Source organism: Microlunatus speluncae, from assembly GCF_009299835.1.
Lineage (GTDB): Bacteria > Actinomycetota > Actinomycetes > Propionibacteriales > Propionibacteriaceae > Microlunatus > Microlunatus speluncae.
Map to the genome: position 1 here is coordinate 16,283 of NZ_VKCZ01000008.1, position 16,778 is coordinate 33,060.

Genomic DNA, 16,778 nt, shown 5'->3' on the forward strand with positions numbered 1-16,778 from the left:
CCCCAAACGCGGCAGTTCCAGCGATCCGCGGCAGTTCCAACTGCCGCGTTTAGCTCAAACTGACGCGTTTGTGGTCAGTTGGCGGTGCCAGGATCGGGCCTGGGCCGGGTCGTCGCTGGTGGTGCCGTCGATGCCGAGCTCGATCGCCCGCTCCATGTCGGAGAACTCCCGCATCAGCCAGGCCCGCACCTGCAGGCCGGCCGCGTGCAGGTCGTCCACGATCTCGCGGGTCAACCCGTCCCAGCCGCAGTGGAAGATGTCCGAGCCGGTCCGAGACAGCAGGTCGGGAATCCCTGCCGGATGCTTCTCCGCGCTCGGATAGCCGCTGACGATGATCCCCCGCGGGACCTCCGGCAGCAAGGTCTTCAGGGCTTCGAGCGGAGCAGCCTGGAAGCTGGTGAAGCGGGTCCGGGCGGCGAACTCGGGCTGCTGCTCGAGTAGTGCGGCCACGCCGTCGACGCAGGCCGGATCCTTGATCTCGACCTGCAGCTGGCTGGTGGTGGCCCGATAGACCTCGTCCAGCGTCGGCACCGGTGCACCGGATACGAGTGGGACCGCGCGCGCCTCGTCCACGGTGAGCTCCGAGACCGGCGGCAGACCGCGGCCGCGCTCGTCCGCGGCGACCCGGTCGAAGGTCGCGTCGTGCAGGATGATCAAGGCGCCGTCCTTGGTCTGCCGGACGTCCAGCTCGATCTCGTCGACGCCGACCTCTTCGGCCAGCGCGAAGGATTCCAGACTGTTCTCCGGCCGATGCGCCATCACGCCACGATGGCCGACGATCGCCAGCGGTCGATGCGGGGACACGGTCCTGATCAACCCCGTTCCGCGGCGGTCAGGGCAGCGTCGAGACGCTCCAGCACGGCCGTGAGTTCGGAGTCACCGTGCGCGGCCGAGACATACCAGATGCCCCGCGGCGCGACCCAGATTCCATGATCGACGAGTATCGGCACAAGATCAGCGTAACGGTGCAGATCGAGCGCGGTCAGTCCGGCGTAGTCCCGCACAGGCCCGTCGCCGGCGCCGAACCCGACATGGAACGCCGCCGGCAGGCCCTGCACCCGCAGCGGAAGATCATGATCGGCACCGAGCTTGCGGAGGCCGTCCATCAGCCGGGTGCCGTGCTCCTCGATCCGCTGGTACGGCGGCTCCTGCCGCAGCACCGTGATCGCCGCGCTCACCGCGGCACAGGCCGGGACCGAGGAGTTGAACGTGCCGGAGTGGTTGACGTCGGCGGCGAAGCGCGCCATCGGCTCGGCCCGGCCGGCCAGCGCGGCGACCGGCCAGCCGCCGGCCATCGCCTTGCCGTAGACGGCCAGGTCCGGGGTGACCCCGAACCTTTCGGCCGCACCGCCCAGTGCCAGCCGGAAACCGGTGATCACTTCGTCGAAGATCAACATCGCGCCGTGCTCGGTGCACAGCTCGCGGACCCGCTGCAGATAGCCGTCCACCGGCAGGATCGCGCCGCTGTTGCACATCATCGGTTCCAGGATCACCGCCGCGACCTCGGCACCGCGCTCGGCCAGCACGGCGGCCAGTGCCTCGGCGTCGTTGAAGCCGAGGATGATCGAGTCGTCCAATTGATGCGCCGACTGCCCGGCGCTGGCCGGCCCGGTGACCCCGTCGACCGTCTTGATCAACACGTTGTCCAGCCAGCCGTGGTAGTGCCCCTCGAAGCGGATGATCTTGGTCCGCCCGGTCACCGCCCGCGCCAGCCGCAGCGCGGCCTGGTCCGCTTCCGTACCGGAGACACAGAACCGGACCCGGTCGGCCCAGCCGATGCTGTCCAGGAAGAGTTCGCCGGCCTCGTTCTCCAGCACGTGCTGTGATCCGAACACTCCGCCGCGGCGCATCGCCGCGTCCACCGCGGTGATCACGTCGTCGTGCGCGTGGCCGAGGAAGTTCGGCCCCTGGCCGAGCAGATAGTCCACGTAGTCGTTGCCGTCGGCGTCCCACAACCAGGCACCCTTGCCGCGCTCGAAGAAGACCGAAGGGCCGGTCAGCCGCACGTTCGAGTGCACCCCGCCGGGAGTCAGTTCGACGGCCCGAGCCTGCAGGGCCCGGGAGCGGGCGTCGGCCCTGGCGGCCATCGGCAACCCTCCTTCTCGGAGTATTTCATTGAGTGGGATCTGTGTTTCTTTCCGTGATGTTAGGCTATCAGCACCCGACGGCAAGGACGGACACGTGGCCCTGCACCGCCCACGGATCGCCGCGATCGGCGTCTTTCACGAGACCAACACCCGCTCACCGATCCGCACCGATCTGGTCGCCTTCGAGCGGCGTGGCCTGCTGCGCGGCCCGGCCTGGGTGGCGGAGTTCGCCGGCACCCGGACGGTCGGCAGCGGCTTCCTGGCCGGCGGCGAGAGCGCCGGGCTCGAGATCGTCGGCGTCTTCGGGGCGTACGCGACACCGTCGGGCCTGATCACCGAGCACGCGATCGACATGATCATCGCCGGCATCGAGCAGGAGCTTGATCACGCCGGCGCCGTCGACGGCGTGCTGCTGGAGCTGCACGGTGCCCTGGTCGCCGAGGGGTACGACGACGCCGAGCAGACCATCGTGACCCTGCTCCGGCGGCGGCTCGGCCGGAAGCCGATCATCGCCGTCACCGATCTGCACGCCAATCTGCGGACGCCGCGACTGCCCGAGCTCGACGCCCTGATCGGTTACCGGACCAATCCCCACGTCGACACCTACGACCGCGGCCGCGACGCCGCGCTGCTCCTGGGCCGGGTGCTGCGCGAAGGGCTCACCCTGACCCGGGCCCATCGTGGGCTCCCCTGCCGGGCCATCCCCTCCGCGCAGGCCACCGCCGACCCGCCGCTGCGGTTGATCATGGACCGGGCCCGGGCCGTCGAGGCCGAGTACGGGCTGATCGACGTCACGGTGCACGCCGGCTACGCCTACGCCGACGTACCCCACCTCGGGCTCGGCTTCTCCGCCACGGCCGAGACCCGGCGAGCCCAGCTGGCCCACGCGGCGGTGACCGAACTGGCCGACTACGCCGCCCCGCTGATCGCCGACTTCGACCGGACCCTGCCGACCCCGGAGCAGGCGTTCCGGGACGCGCTCGCCGCCCCTGGCCTGACCGTGATCACCGACACCGGCGACAACATCAACGGCGGCTCGCCCGGCGACGGCACCTGGCTGCTCCGGCTGGCTCTCGACGCGGACCGTCGATCCGGGCCCGCGGTGCCGATCATCGGCACCCTCTGGGATCCCGCCGCGGCCGCGGCGGCACACGCGGCCGGAGTCGGGGCGATGATCGCGCTGGCCCTCGGCGGCCGGGCCGGCCCCGGCTCCGGGACTCCCGTCCGGGCCACGGCCCGAGTGAAGTCGATCACCGACGGCACCTTCGTCAACACCGGCCCGATGGCCACCGGGGCCCGGGTCAGCATGGGCGACGCCGCGGTGATCACGATCGGCGCCGTCGACCTGGTGCTGCAGTCCACCCCGATCCAGCCCAACGACCCCGAGCTCTTCCGATCCCTGGGCCTGGACCCGAGCACGTACCGGATCGCCCTGCTCAAGGGAGCCGCCGCCGTCCGAGCCGGCTGGACCCCCTTGACCGACCACTTCATCGACGCCGCCACCCCCGGCCCCACCGCCTGATCAACCCCGACTTGTCAGACTCTCACCACGCTATGACGTGGTGAGAGTCTGACAAGTCGGGGTTGTTTCGTGGTACCGTCATGCATGAAAATGCGAGGGTGCATGTACACGCATCTGGCTGTGATTGCACGAGCGGAGGTTGGGCACGGGTGACGGAGCTGGTGCGGGCGATCTACGAGATCGAGACGGCGCTGCCGCTGGAGCAGGTCGCCGACGTGATGGCCGGCGAACAGTCCAGCGGCACCTTCGTCGCGGTCGCCCGGGAGACCGCCGAGCTGAAGCGGCGGCACCGGGCGGTCGTCGCCTCGGTCGAGGAGCTGCCGCCGAGCGGCCGGCCGCCGCTGCCCGGTGCCGCCGGTGACTGGAGTCGCGCGCGCCGGGCCCGGGTGGCGATCGACTTCCCGCTGCACAACTTCGGGCCGTCGCTGCCCAATCTGCTGGCGGCGGTGGCCGGCAACCTGTTCGAGCTGCGCGAGGTGGGCGCGTTGCGGTTGCAGGATCTCGAGTTGCCGTACGCCTTCGCCGACGCCTATCCCGGCCCGGCCTTCGGGGTCGACGGCACCCGCAAACTGCTCGACCGGCCGGACGGGCCGATGATCGGGACCATCGTCAAGCCCAGCGTCGGGCTGCCGGCCGAACAGCTCGCCGCGCTGGTCACCGAGCTGGCCGACTCCGGGATCGACTTCATCAAGGACGACGAGCTGCAGGGCAATCCGCCGCACCTGCCACTGGCCGAACGGGTCCGCGTGGTCACCGAGGCGCTGCAGCGGTCGGCCGACCGAACCGGCCGGCTGCCGCTGTACGCGTTCAACATCACCGACGACATCTCCCGGCTGGCCGCCAACCATGATCTGGTGCGCGATGCCGGCGGCCGGTGTGTGATGGTGTGCGTGACCACGATCGGGCTGTCCGGGCTGCACTATCTGCGCGAGCACAGCGAGCTGCCGATCCACGGCCACCGGGCCATGTTCGGCGCGCTCTCCCGATCACCGCAGCTCGGCCTCGACTTCGTCGCGTTCCAGAAGCTGGCCCGGCTTGCCGGCGCCGATCACCTGCACACCAACGGGATCTCGAACAAGTTCTACGAGTCCGATGATCAGGTGCTGGCCTCGATCGCCGCGGTCCGCGCGCCGCTGTTCGGCGGCTATCAAACGCTGCCGGTCCTCTCCTCCGGCCAGTCGCCCGGCCTGGCACCAGCCACGTACGGCCTGGTCGGCACGGCCGACGTGCTGGTGCTCGCCGGTGGCGGCATCCACGGTCATCCGACCGGCCCGGCCGCCGGTGTCCGGGCGATGCGGTCGGCCTGGGATGCGGCGCTGGCCGGCGAGGAACTTGATCAACGAGCACGCACCGACCCCGACCTGGCCGTCGCACTGGAAACGTTCGGACGACGCTGATGCCGCTGGTCGGGTTCTACGGCGACGACTTCACCGGCTCGGTCGACGCGCTGCTCCAGTTCCGCCGGGCTGGGCTGGACGGGGTGCTGCTGACCTGCCCCGATGACGTCGCCGCCGGATCCGATCACGAGGTCGTCGGCCTTGCCGGAGTCTCCCGCTCGTTGCCGTCGGACGACCTGGCGGCCGAGGTGACGCCGGCACTGACCCGGCTCCGGGCCCTGGCGCCGAGAGTCGTGCAATACAAGGCCTGCTCGACCGTCGACTCATCGCCCGAGGTGGGCAGCCTGGGCCGGGTGCTCGAGCTCGCCCGGCAGCTGTTCCCGCCGTTGCCGGTGCCGATGATCTTCGCCCAGCCGGACTTCGGCCGCTACACCGTCTTCGGCCAGCATTTCGCCACCGACGGCGACCGGACCTATCGGCTGGACCGTCATCCCACCATGGCGAAACACCCGGTGACGCCGATCACCGAGGCCGACCTGGCCCGGCTGATCCGCCGGCAGACCTGGCTCCCGGTCGACAGCCTTTCCTGGACCGACTACCCGGACCCGGACCGGCGGGCGGCCATGATCAACTCCGGTGATCATGCCGCGGTGGTCTGCGACGCGTTCCTCGACGAACACCTCGAACTGGTGGCCCGGACCGCGCTGGACGAGCCGACCCGGCCGCGGTTCATGATCGGCTCGGGCGGTCTGAGCCTCGGCCTGGGTCGGGCCCTTCGCCCGAGCACGTCCCGGTCGGGAGCCGCGGCCGCGCTGCCGACCAGTGCCGAGCCGGCGACCGGCCGGACGGTGGCGATCAGCGGCAGCTACTCCGACCGGACCCGGGAGCAGATCGCGGCCGCGGTCCGGGCCGGCTGGCAGGAACTCGACCTGTTCGAGTCCGGCGTGGCCGAGCGGGCCGCCACGCAGCACCGCGCCGGGACCGCGGTGATCGTCCACTCCCTGTCCCGGGAGCTCCCCGCGGAGCGCAACGGCGAGATCGCCGAGCGGCTGGCCGAGGTCGCCGACGCCTGTGTCGCGGCGGTGCCGCAGACCCGGTTGATCAGTTGCGGCGGCGACACCTCCGGCAGCGTGCTGCGGCGGGCCGGCGTCCGGGAGTTGACCATCGAGGCCCAACCGTGGGGCAACGTCGTGCTCTGCCGGGCCGGGCTGGCCGACGGGCGATCGTACGAGCTGATCCTCAAGGGTGGCCAGATGGGCCACGCCGCGCTGTTCGAGGACGTACGGCTCGGGCGCGCCCGATCGTCATGATCATCCAGCACACCATGATCACCAAGACCCGGAAGGGGCACCGATGCTGACCGACACCAGCGCCAGCCGCCATGCACTGATGACGTCCCTGCCGGCCGACTCGTGCACGGTCGGCGGCGAATCCCCGCTGGCGCTGCTGCGCGAGCGAGCCGTCCGGATCACCATCCCGTCGATGGGCACGATCATGTTCGACTCGGGGGCGTCGCAGGCGTACCAGAACTTCCTGATCGCCGCCGGCACGGTCGAGGGCACCCGGCAGGGCCCGTCGTTCCTGGACGGCGACTTCTACAAGTGGTTGGAGGCCGCGACCACGATCCTGGCCGAGACCGGTGATCCGCAGCTCAAGGAGTGGCTCGAGCTCGGCGCCGAGGCGATCGCGGCGGCCCAGCAGCCGGACGGGTATGTGCACACGAAGACCACGGCGGCCCAGCGGCTCGACGACAGCGTCCGGCCGCTGGCCGAGACGACGAACTTCGAGACCTACAACCTCGGCCACCTGATCACCTTCGGCTGCGTGCACCACCGGGTGACCGGCTCGGACAGCTATCTGCGGCTGGCGATCAAGGCCGCCGGCTATCTGCAGCGAACCTGCGCCCAGGATCCGGGGGCGATCGCCCGCTGCAACACCTGCCCGTCGCACTACATGGCGGTGGTCGAGCTGTACCGGACCACCGGTGATGATCAGTATCTGGCGCTGGCCGAGCGACTGTTGGAACTGCACGGCGGCAAGGGATCGGCGGGCGGCGACGACAACCAGGACGTGCTGCCGGTACGCCAGCAGCGCAAGGCCGTCGGCCACGCCGTGCGGGCCAACTATCTCTACGCCGGGATGGCGGATGTGGCGCTGGAGACCGGCGACCCGGAGTTGATCACCGCGCTGCGCAGCATCTGGGACGACCTGGTCTCGACCAAGCTCTATCTCACCGGCGGCTGCGGCGCACTCTACGACGGTGCCTCGCCGGACGCCGGCCAGGACTACGGCATGATCACCAAGACCCACCAGGCCTACGGCCGGCCGTACCAACTGCCACAGACGACGTCCTACAACGAGTCCTGCGCCGCCCTCGGCTACCTGATGCTGGCCTGGCGGCTGTTGCTGCTGACCGGCGAGGGCAGGTTCGCCGACGAGATCGAACGCGTCCTCTACAACGCACTGCCGGGCATGATCGGCGTCGACGGCAAGCGCTACTTCTACACCAACCCGGTGCGACAGGTCCGTGATCTTCCCTACGTGCTGCGGCGGGCCGGTGACCCGGCCGACACCGTGGTGCCGCCGTCGGACCGGCGGGAGCGGCAGGAATACATGGATCACTGCTTCTGCTGCCCGCCGAACATCGCCCGGGTGATCGCCGAGCTGCCCTACTACGCCTATTCCCAAGCGGAGCAAGAGCTCTGGGTGCACCAGTATCTGTCCGGCCGGGCCGACACCACCCTGGCCGGCGTGCCGATCACCGTCGAGCAGCAGACCGACTACCCGGCCGCCGGCATCGTCATGATCACCGTGACGGCCGAGCGTCCCGTGTCCGGGACGATCCGGCTGCGGATCCCCGGCTGGGCTCCCGGCACCGTCGTCGAGGTGGACGGCACCATGATCGACACCGGCGACCACGGCTACGCGGTGATCGACCGGGTTTGGGAGTCGGCGACGATCACGGTCCGGATCCCGGTCGTGCCGCGGCTGATCACCGCCCACCACTTCCTGGAGGAGGCCACCGGGCAGGTCGCGGTGGTCCGCGGCCCGGTGGTCTACTGCCTGGAGAGTGCCGAGTTGCCGGCCGGCGTGGGGATCGAATCCGTGTTGATCCCTCGTACCGTCAGCTGGGCCGAGGAGCCGGGCACCGGGATCTTCGCCGGGCACGTGCTGCTGGCCGCGAAGGTGCTGCGGCGACCCGACCAGGTGCCGCCCGGCGAGCTCTATCGCGAGCTCGACCCGGCCGACCCGACTCCGCTGCCGATCCGGCTGGTGCCGTACGGGCTGTGGGGCAACCGCGGACCGGGCGAGATGTCGGTCTGGAATTCTCTGTCCTGGTAGCCGTTTCGATCCGACGGGAGAAGTTGATCATGACGCGAGTCGCGTTCATCCACACCGGGGCGGTGGTGATCCCCACCTTCGCCGAGCTGGCGAACAACCACCTGCCCGGGGTCGAGGTGCAGCACCTGCTGGACGACAAGATCGTCGCCGACCTGGGCCTCGGCGCCGAGTCGAGCCGGATCGCCGACCGACTGGCGGCGCTGGGCCGGGCGGCGGCCGCGGCCGGCTCATCGGCGGTGATCTTCTCCTGCTCCTCCATCTCCGGCTACGCCGAGGAGCTGGAGCGGCAGCTCGGCCTGCCGGTGCTGCGGATCGACGAGGCGATGGCCGACCGCGCGGTCGGCGCCGGTGCCCGGATCGCAGTGATCGCCACCCTGCCGACCACCGTACGACCGACGGCGGCGCTGCTCCGGGAGCGGGCGGAGCGGGCTGGCCGGACCGTCGAGCTGACCGAGCTGGTGGTCGACGGCGCCTTTGCGGCGGTCAGTTCCGGCGACCGGACGACGCACGACCGGCTGGTCGGGGCGGCGATCACCGCGGCGGCCGAGAGCCACGACGTGATCGTGCTGGCACAGGCCTCGATGGCCGGTGCGGCCGGCGCCGTGTCGGTCGGTGTCGAGGTGCTGACCAGCCCCGAGTTGGGGATGCGCCGAGCCGCCGAAGTGTTGGGCCTGGCCGGGGCGCCGATGATCGGCGGGGAAGCGCCGTCATGATCAGCCGGCCGGGACCGTGGTGCGCTGTTACCGTACCGGCATGCCCGGGAAATCAGCTGCCGAAGGACCCGCGATGAGTCCCACGACGGTGACCGCCCCGCCGGTCTCGGTCGGCCGGCTCTCGCTGGTGGTGAAGACGGCGCGGATGTATCACGAGGAGGGCTTGCTCCAGCCGGAGATCGCCGAACGGCTCAACATGACCCAGTCCCGGGTGTCCCGGATGCTCAAGGAGGCGGCGCGGCTGGGCATCGTCCGGACCGTCGTCGCCACCCCGCCGGGCCTGTATCCCGAGCTGGAGCAGGGCGTGCGGACCGCCTTCGACCTACGCGACGTCGTCGTCACCGAGGCCGCCTCGGACAGCGAGGCCGGCGTGCTGTCGTCGATCGGTTCGGCCGCCGCAAGCTATCTCGAGGGCACCCTGCGCAGCGGCGAACGGATCGGTGTGACGTCGCGGTCGGCGTCGCTGTTCGCGATGGTGGACGCGCTCGGCCCGGTGACCACCGGTGGCGCCGAGGTGGTGGTGCAGACCCTCGGCGCGGTCGGCAACCCGGCGATGCAGGTGCGCGCCACCCGGCTGACCGACCGGCTGTCCCAGTTGACCGGCGGCGAACCGATCTATCTGCCGGCGCCCGGTGTGGTGACCAGCAAGGCCGTCCGGGACGGGCTGCTGCTCGACCCCTACATCGCCGAGGCCGTCGCCGCCTGGCGTGGGCTGACCCTGGCTCTGGTCGGCATCGGCTCAGCCAAGCCGTCACCGTTGCGCGCCTCGTGGGGCACCGCGCTGCCGCAACGTGATCTTGATCGGCTGATCAAGCTCGGCGCGGTCGGCGACGTCTGCCTCAACTTCTTCGACGCCGCCGGTGACCTGGTCGACGCCCGGCTCAGCGATCGGGTGCTCGGCATCGGCCCGGACGACCTGCTCGCCGTGCCCCGCCGGCTGGGCGTCGCCGGCGGCCCCGGCAAGGTGGACGCGATCCGCGCCGCCGCCACGGGTGGTTGGATCAACGTCCTGATCACCGACCACTTCACCGCCCGCCGGCTGGTCGAAGGCGCAGGGCACTAAGACGTCGCCTTGATCGCCTTCGCGGCGTCGTCGATCGCTTCGAGATGATGATCACGGTTCACCGCGATCGTCGCCTTCCATGGAGTCTGCAGGAAGCCCAACAGGCGTGCGGGATCCAGCCGCTCGGTGCAGAAGTCGACGGTCCGGCTGAAATTGTCACCGACGTTCCAGTTGCTGCCGGTCGGGATCTGGTCGTAGCCATGATCATCGAGGTCCAGGTAGGTCAGGTGGTGCTCGCCGTGGCCCAGCTCCCGCGGCCGGCCGGACTCGTCGGCCGTGAACCCCGGTTGGTAGTACCAGTTGCTCTGCAGCAGCCGCTGCGGCATCTTCTCGTAGTAGCTGTCCGGGTGCCGCCAGGCATGATCGGACCAGATCCACGGCCGGGCGCCGGTCCGGTCGACCGCGTCGGCGAACAGCTGCAGGTCCCGCCACCAGAGGTCGTGCTGCCGCATCACCGCATACTCCATGTTGGCCTGGTAGCTCGCGGCCTCCTCGTCCATCCCGATGTGGAAGAGCCGGGGGCCGTCGAACAGCCGGGCCGTTTCGTCGATCAGGTCGGTGCAGACCTCGTAATAGATCTTGGTCGACACCATCCGCGAGTATTCGCCGAGCCAGGCGTCGTGACAGGCGCTGAAGTTGAGCTTGGGGATCGGCTCCAGGCCGAGTGCGCGCAGCCGGGCGAGCTCCTCGCCGAGCCGGTCGAGACTCCATGCCCCGTTCACCGCGATCTCCGGATGGGACTCGAACCGGACTCCATCGCCGAGGTCGATCACGATCATGGTGAAGCCGACGTCCGCCATCCGCTGGGTCAGCTCGGCCCAGAGGTCGTCGTCGCACCGCAGGTCGGGCGAGTACGAGATCGGAGACTCCCCCGGCGTGTCCAGCCACATGTTGTAGCTGAGGTGCAACAAGTTGGCCCAGATCAACGGTTCGGCCATCACGGGACTCCTTCGCCCAGAGCGAGCGGTCGTTTCAGTGAACGCAACTACCGTATCAATCAGCAAAGCCTGGTGGCCAGACCGGGCCCGGCACTGATTGACATGGAATGACGCTCCACTTAGCGTCCGACGAATGTCGTCGGAACGGTTGATCATCGGCGCCGCCCAACTGGGTCAGCCGTACGGCCGCGGTGCCCGACGGCCACCGGAGCCGGACGAGGTCGGCCGCTGGCTGGCGGCCGCCGCGACCGCGGACGTGGCCGGGATCGACACGGCGCGGGCCTACGGCGACAGCGAGGCGATGATCGGTGCCGCTCGGGCGGGTGCGGAGTCAGGGCCGGCCGCAGCGACGGGTGAGCGCCCGACCGAGGCGGCGGGGCCGGTGCCGATCGTGACCAAGATCAGGCCGCTGACCGAGTTCGATGCCGGGGCCGCACCGCAGGAGGTCGAGCGCGCCGTGCGGGCGAGCCTCTTGGCCTCACTGACCGCGCTGCGCACCGCCACGATCGACACCCTGTTGCTGCATCGAGCGGGCGATCTTCGGGCCGGGTCGGGCCGGCCGATCACCGTCCTCGATGATCTTCGGCGGGACGGGCTGATCGGTCGCTGGGGTGTCTCGCTCGGTTCGCCGGCCGAGCTGATCGACGCGCTCGACGTGCCCGGGCTCGGTTACGTCCAACTCCCGTACAACCTGCTGGATCGTCGTTGGTGCGCCCCGGAGGTCGAGGCGGCGCTGGCAGCGCGGCCGGAGGTCATGGTCGCGGCGAGATCGGCGTACCTGCAGGGAATCCTGGTCGATCCACTGGCTCGGCACTGGCCCGGCCCGCGTCCCGCCGATGCCGCCGAGCTCGCGGAACGGCTGTCCGGGCTGGGCCGGGAGTTGGGTCGGCAGAGCCTCCGTGATCTCGCCCTCGGCTATGTCCTTGGCCAGGCCTGGGTGGATGCGGTGGTGGTCGGCGCCCGGTCGGCCGAGCAGATCGCGGACGCGGCCCGGCTGGTCGGAAATCCGCCGCTGACCGCGACCGAGATCGCGCGCGCCCGGGCCGAGCTCCCGGCCGGACCACTCGATCTGGTCGACCCGGCCCGGTGGCCGCCGGCCCCGGACCGTCCCTTCGAGAAAGGATGATCATGACCGATCGGTACCCGCGATTCGATCTGTCCGGACAGGTCGCCTGGGTGATCGGCGGCGCCGGACTGCTCGGCAGCGAGGTGTCACTCGCGCTGGCCGAGCACGGTGCCCGGGTGATCGTCGCCGACTTCGCCGCGGACCGGGCCGGGGCATTGGCGAAGGACCTGACCGGCCGGGGCCTGGCCGCCGAGGGGCTCGCGCTCGACATCGGCGACCCGGCCGCGGTCGACGCCCAGGCGAAGTTGATCAAGGACCGTCATAATCGACTCGATATCGTGGTCAACCTCGCGGCGTTCCACAGCGGCAAGGGCTACGACGAGATCGGTGCCGAGGATCTCGAGGCCGGCTTCCGGGTCAGCCTGACCGGATCGCTGGCGGTCAGCCGGGCCGCCGCCCGGGTAATGACGGAGCGCGGCGAGGGTGGCCGGATCATCCTGTTCGGGTCCATGTACGGCGTGGTCAGCCCCGATCCGTCGAACTATCCGGACGAACTGCCGATCAATCCGGTCGACTACGGCATGGCCAAGGCCGGCATCGGCCAGCTGGTCCGGTTCCAGGCGGCGCGGTTCGGGCCGCAGGGCATCACGGTCAACGCGATCGTGCCCGGCCCGTTTCCGAATCCGGCCGGGCAGGGCGCGCAATCCGAGTTCGTCGTGCGGCTGAGTCGCCGCACGATGCTCGGTCGGGTCGGCCGCGCCCCCGAGATCGCCGGTGCCGTCGTCTACCTCGCCTCCCCTTCCGCCAGCTTCGTCACCGGCACCCAACTCGTCGTCGACGGCGGCTGGACCGCCTGGTAACCACCCGACTTGTCAGAACTGAGTTGTGCCATAGCACAACTCAGTTCTGACAAGTCAGCGAGAATGGCGGTTATGGGTGGTGGCGGCGGCATCGGGGTGCGGTTTGCGGTCATCGGGGCCGGGATTCTCGGGGCGGCGGTGGCGCGGGAAATCCTGTCGCGGGATCCGGCGGCGCGGGTCACGGTGATCGAGAAGGAGTCGGGGCCGGCGTTGCATCAGACCGGTCGCAACAGTGGCGTCGTCCATGCCGGCCTCTACTACCCGCCGGGGTCGGCGAAGGCGCGGCTGGTCCGCTCCGGGATCGAGCAGCTGCGAAGCTTCTGCGCCGACCGCGGGCTGCCGTACCAGGAGTGCGGCAAGGTGCTGGTCGCCCTGACCGAGCAAGATCGCGAACGGATGACTGCCATCCTCGACCGGGCCCGGGCCAATGGCGTGCCCGGCGTGCGGCTGGTCGACGCCGACGGGCTGCGCGAGATCGAACCGCACACGGCCGGGATCGCCGCACTGCATTCGCCGACGACCGCGATCACCGACTACGGCGCGATCACCCGGGCGTTCCTGGACGACGTCGTCGCAGCCAGCGGTGAGCTCCGCACCGGGCTGGCCGTCACCGGCTTCGCCGAGTCCGGCACCGAGGTCCGACTGTCCTGCTCCGGCGCGGACGGCACCGAGGAGCTCGGCGGCTTCGACCGGGTGATCAGCTGCGCCGGGCTGCAGGCGGACCGGCTGGCGCGGCTCGCCGGTGACGACGAGTTCCCGGTGATCGTCCCGTTCCGCGGCGAGTTCGCCGTGCTCCGCGAAGACCGGGCCAAACTGGTCAACGGGCTGATCTATCCCGTGCCCGACCCGCGCTATCCCTTCCTCGGCGTGCATCTGACCCGCCGGGTGGACGGCCAGGTCCTGGTCGGCCCGAACGCCGTGCTCGCCCTCGCCCGCGAAGGGTATCGCCGCCGCGACATCGCCGGTGATCAACTTCTCGCGCTGTTGCGCTGGCGAGGATTCCGCCGCTTCGCCCGGAAGAACCTGAGGACCGGGATCCGCGAGATGGCCGGCTCGACCAGCCGAGCCCTGTTCGCCCGCGCCGCCCGCCGCTACCTGCCCGACCTGCGGACCAGTGATCTCCAGCCGGCCCCGCCCGGCATCCGCGCCCAGGCCATGGACGCCGACGGCACCCTGGTCGACGACTTCCGGATCAGCCGCCGCGGCCGGGTCGTCAGCGTCCGCAACGCCCCCTCCCCCGCCGCCACTGCCAGCCTCGCGATCGCCCGCGAGATCGTCGCCTCCGCCCTCCGGGACTGAGCCTCACGGCTTGCCCTCGATCAGTGCCGGCAGCTCGCTCGTCTGGGCGATGAATTGCTTCAGTTCCGGGGACAGCTGGCCGGCGACGTAAACAATCCGGCGCCGCTGACTTTCAGGTGCTCGGTCGAAGAGTGATTCGTGGTGAGCGGCCCGGTTACGCAGTTCGCGGAGATCGGCCATCGCGGCGTTGATGCTCGCGCGATCGGCTCCTGGTTGATAGACCCGGTGCAGCACAGGAACCCAGAGCGTCTTCTCGTGCAGATCGTCGGTGAGATAGCTCCAGAATCCGAACATCAGTTCAGCGATGGTCTTTCCTCGCGGTGCGCCGCTGCTCAGGCCGGATCTCTCGCGGGCTTCCTTGATGCGGAGTCGGGGAGTCCAGTTCTTGTCTCGCTTACGTCCGTTCTCCCGGACAACGTGTGGCTTGAAGATCAACTCCGCGCCGTCTTCAGTAAGCCAGTCCCGCCCCGCCAGGTCAGGATGAATCCGCAACGCCCGGTCGTACGCGTTGCGCAACCCCACTTCCAGATGTGCCAGGTCATGGAAGAACGCCGCAGCGAGTCGGACGTTCCAGTCGTAGAGCGCAACGGCACGCTCCTCATCTCCACCAGCGGCGCGCAGATACTTGCTGAACCTTCCACTCGACAACCACTGGTCGATCCAGGACGAGGTCGTCATCTCATCCTCGGCGTTGTAGAATCCGGTTAGTACGAGAGTTCCGTGCGACCGCTGCGCTGCATGTTTCCGGAGCCGAGGATTTTGGGAGACCCCGGTATTCAGCATCGCTGACCCGGGGTCTTTCATTTCTGCTGACCCAGCCCGAGCCGCCGCTCGATGCAGCCCGTGCGTTCCCGAATTTTCTCATGATCACAATTCCATCAGAACCGACCGACACTCGAAGCTGGCCAGGCCCAGGAGGCGAACCCCGTCAGGTCTCTCTGACGATCACGAGGTTCGGGTGGTCACGCGAAGCCGACCGATCCGCACCGGCGGAGCGGGATCGATCGAGCCCTACCGTCGACGGGCTCAAGGAACGAGGATCTTCGCCTGGATCGGGGTGGCAAGGGTCCAGAGGGCATGGGCGAAGGGGCCGTGGCCGAGATCGTGGGTGCCGGTGTGGTTGGTCAGATACAGCTCACCGTAAGGATCGCGGTAGATCATTGTGCCGGGTTCGGGCGAGCGTCGTTGCCACCCGCCATGGGTCACGGCGCGGTGCTCGGTGCGGGCGTTCGGGGTGAGCCGGTCGATCCGGGTCTGGCCCGGCGGCCCGGCCCGTTGGCGACCGACGTAGGGCAGCACATGATCAAGATCCAAGGCGTTGGTCGCGGTCGACCACGGGAAGGTGCTCGCCGGATGGCGTAGCCGGACCTGGCGTTTGTGCCGGTCGGGAATCTCATAGGCGTCGACCGGCGGCGGCGGATCGTTCAGGTCGATCACCGGTCGGACCTTCACGCGGTGGTGACCGAGCCACTGCTTGACCACACCCATCGCGGTCGGCCCGATGCCCGGCACCCGGCAGATCCCGCGGCCCTCGTCCAACGATTCGGCCGAGATGTGCACCACCATCGTGGTGCTGGGCATCAGGAGTTCCGGATCCAGCCCTGCAACGAGGCGGTCGACGGCAGCCCTGAAGACGGCAAGATCGAAGTCAGGCACGACCGGCCGGTCACGTAAAGCGGGGTGAACCTCGGACTCCTCGATCGGCTCCTCCGGCTCGCCGTCGATCGGTTGCACGGCCAATGCAAGTTCATGATCGAACAACTCCGGCTGGCGGTGCTTGGCCATGATCTTGGTGGCTTGGAGCTCGTTGCCGAGCATCGCGAACGCCGTGGCGCGCCGTTGATCAGCCGTGCCGCTCCCGCCGGGCAGGCAGTCGGCGAGATCCTGGATCCGGCCGTACAAACGGATGGCGTCGGCCGGTTCGAGCCGGCCGTAGATCCCGCGGAGCCCATCGTCGTCGGGCTGGGTCAACCAGGCCCCGAGCCGGCTCCGGCGATCCTTGGCGTGCTGCTCGATCCGGTCGGCGTCGATGGTGATGATCGCGGCCTCGACCCGGTCCCGCAGCTTCGGCCACGGCACCACCCCGGCGAAACCGGGCGACCTGCTCGTCGACCCAACGGGCTTGATCGAAGGTCAGGTCGTGGGTGAGTTGAGCGATCTGGCAGCCCTGCCAGCCGATCGCCTCACAGCGCATGAGTTTGCCCCACAGCAAGGGATGACGGTGGCGCAGATCAAGAGCCTGCCCGAGATACTGGCGGGCAGCGGTGTGGCCCTTCTGCGTTGCCGCTCCGTATGCCACCACCGACAGATCGTTGATCTCCGGCGTCCCCTCGCCGCCAGGCCGGGTCCCACGCGGCCCACCATCCACCAGAAGTTGATCGGGATGGATCGCCTCGGCCGGGTTGGCATCGGCCCAGGCGACAGCGATCACCAGCTGTTCGTTCTCGATCGCGATCCGGCGGCGCTGGACCCCGCGCGCGGCATCAAGGATGCCGGCCGGTCCAAGGCCGTCCGCTCGCGAATCCAATGAATCGAACATACAAGCGATTCT

The 16,778-nt window shown here is 69.7% G+C and carries 15 protein-coding genes; 10 read left to right on the forward strand and 5 right to left on the reverse strand.

What is annotated here, in order from left to right; translation table 11 throughout:
• Positions 1-54: 54 nt before the first annotated feature.
• Positions 55-759: a glycerophosphodiester phosphodiesterase gene (locus FNH24_RS11420; RefSeq protein WP_152362318.1), complete on the reverse strand. Its 705-nt coding sequence runs from the start codon at positions 757-759 to the stop codon at positions 55-57.
• 53 nt (positions 760-812) lie between these two features.
• A complete protein-coding gene (locus tag FNH24_RS11425) occupies positions 813-2,087 on the reverse strand; it encodes an aspartate aminotransferase family protein (protein WP_152362319.1) in 1,275 nt (424 codons plus the stop codon).
• Positions 2,088-2,181: 94 nt separating this feature from the next.
• On the opposite strand from FNH24_RS11425, the gene FNH24_RS11430 reads away from it, so the two are divergent.
• The 6 genes from FNH24_RS11430 to FNH24_RS11455 all read left to right on the forward strand — a co-directional run bounded on the left by FNH24_RS11430 (position 2,182) and on the right by FNH24_RS11455 (position 10,064).
• Complete coding sequence (locus FNH24_RS11430) at positions 2,182-3,609, forward strand: M81 family metallopeptidase (protein ID WP_161606096.1); 1,428 nt, start codon at positions 2,182-2,184, stop codon at positions 3,607-3,609.
• A 149-nt stretch (positions 3,610-3,758) separates the two neighbouring features.
• Positions 3,759-5,006, forward strand: a complete 1,248-nt coding sequence (locus FNH24_RS11435) for a RuBisCO large subunit C-terminal-like domain-containing protein (RefSeq protein WP_217428165.1) — start codon at positions 3,759-3,761, stop codon at positions 5,004-5,006.
• Positions 5,006-6,256 (forward strand): four-carbon acid sugar kinase family protein, encoded by a 1,251-nt coding sequence (locus tag FNH24_RS11440; RefSeq protein ID WP_152362322.1) that lies wholly within the window; start codon positions 5,006-5,008, stop codon positions 6,254-6,256. Before FNH24_RS11435 ends, FNH24_RS11440 begins: the two co-directional genes overlap by 1 nt.
• A 43-nt stretch (positions 6,257-6,299) precedes the next feature.
• Positions 6,300-8,288, forward strand: coding sequence for a glycoside hydrolase family 127 protein (locus FNH24_RS11445; RefSeq protein WP_152362323.1), 1,989 nt, complete (start codon positions 6,300-6,302; stop codon positions 8,286-8,288).
• A 29-nt stretch (positions 8,289-8,317) separates the two neighbouring features.
• Positions 8,318-9,001 carry an aspartate/glutamate racemase family protein gene (locus tag FNH24_RS11450; RefSeq protein WP_152362324.1) on the forward strand — a complete coding sequence of 228 codons (684 nt, stop codon included), beginning with the start codon at positions 8,318-8,320 and terminating at the stop codon, positions 8,999-9,001.
• 73 nt (positions 9,002-9,074) lie between these two features.
• The gene (locus FNH24_RS11455) at positions 9,075-10,064 is read left to right on the forward strand and encodes a sugar-binding transcriptional regulator (RefSeq protein ID WP_152362325.1); all 990 of its coding nucleotides are present in this window, start codon (positions 9,075-9,077) and stop codon (positions 10,062-10,064) included.
• Here FNH24_RS11455 and FNH24_RS11460 read toward each other — a convergent pair.
• Positions 10,061-11,002 carry a Tat pathway signal protein gene (locus tag FNH24_RS11460; RefSeq protein ID WP_152362326.1) on the reverse strand — a complete coding sequence of 314 codons (942 nt, stop codon included), beginning with the start codon at positions 11,000-11,002 and terminating at the stop codon, positions 10,061-10,063. The genes FNH24_RS11455 and FNH24_RS11460 overlap by 4 nt on opposite strands.
• 133 nt (positions 11,003-11,135) lie before the next feature.
• Between FNH24_RS11460 and FNH24_RS11465 the strand changes: the two genes are divergently transcribed.
• From FNH24_RS11465 to lhgO, 3 genes are all read left to right on the forward strand, one after another.
• Complete coding sequence (locus FNH24_RS11465) at positions 11,136-12,128, forward strand: aldo/keto reductase (protein WP_152362327.1); 993 nt, start codon at positions 11,136-11,138, stop codon at positions 12,126-12,128.
• 2 nt (positions 12,129-12,130) lie between these two features.
• The gene (locus FNH24_RS11470) at positions 12,131-12,928 is read left to right on the forward strand and encodes an SDR family NAD(P)-dependent oxidoreductase (protein WP_161606097.1); all 798 of its coding nucleotides are present in this window, start codon (positions 12,131-12,133) and stop codon (positions 12,926-12,928) included.
• 72 nt (positions 12,929-13,000) lie between these two features.
• The gene (lhgO, locus tag FNH24_RS11475) at positions 13,001-14,227 is read left to right on the forward strand and encodes an L-2-hydroxyglutarate oxidase (RefSeq protein WP_175047877.1); all 1,227 of its coding nucleotides are present in this window, start codon (positions 13,001-13,003) and stop codon (positions 14,225-14,227) included.
• Positions 14,228-14,230: 3 nt separating this feature from the next.
• Here the strand turns inward: lhgO and FNH24_RS11480 are convergent, their stop codons facing one another.
• Complete coding sequence (locus FNH24_RS11480; RefSeq protein WP_161606098.1) at positions 14,231-14,905, reverse strand: Abi family protein; 675 nt, start codon at positions 14,903-14,905, stop codon at positions 14,231-14,233.
• A 348-nt stretch (positions 14,906-15,253) separates the two neighbouring features.
• Entirely contained in the window at positions 15,254-16,306 is a 1,053-nt protein-coding gene (locus FNH24_RS11485; RefSeq protein ID WP_152362330.1) for a hypothetical protein, read from the reverse strand.
• On the opposite strand from FNH24_RS11485, the gene FNH24_RS11490 reads away from it, so the two are divergent.
• On the forward strand, positions 16,257-16,757 hold the full coding sequence (locus tag FNH24_RS11490) for a hypothetical protein (RefSeq protein WP_152362331.1): 501 nt from the start codon (positions 16,257-16,259) through the stop codon (positions 16,755-16,757). The genes FNH24_RS11485 and FNH24_RS11490 overlap by 50 nt on opposite strands.
• Positions 16,758-16,778: the final 21 nt, after the last annotated feature.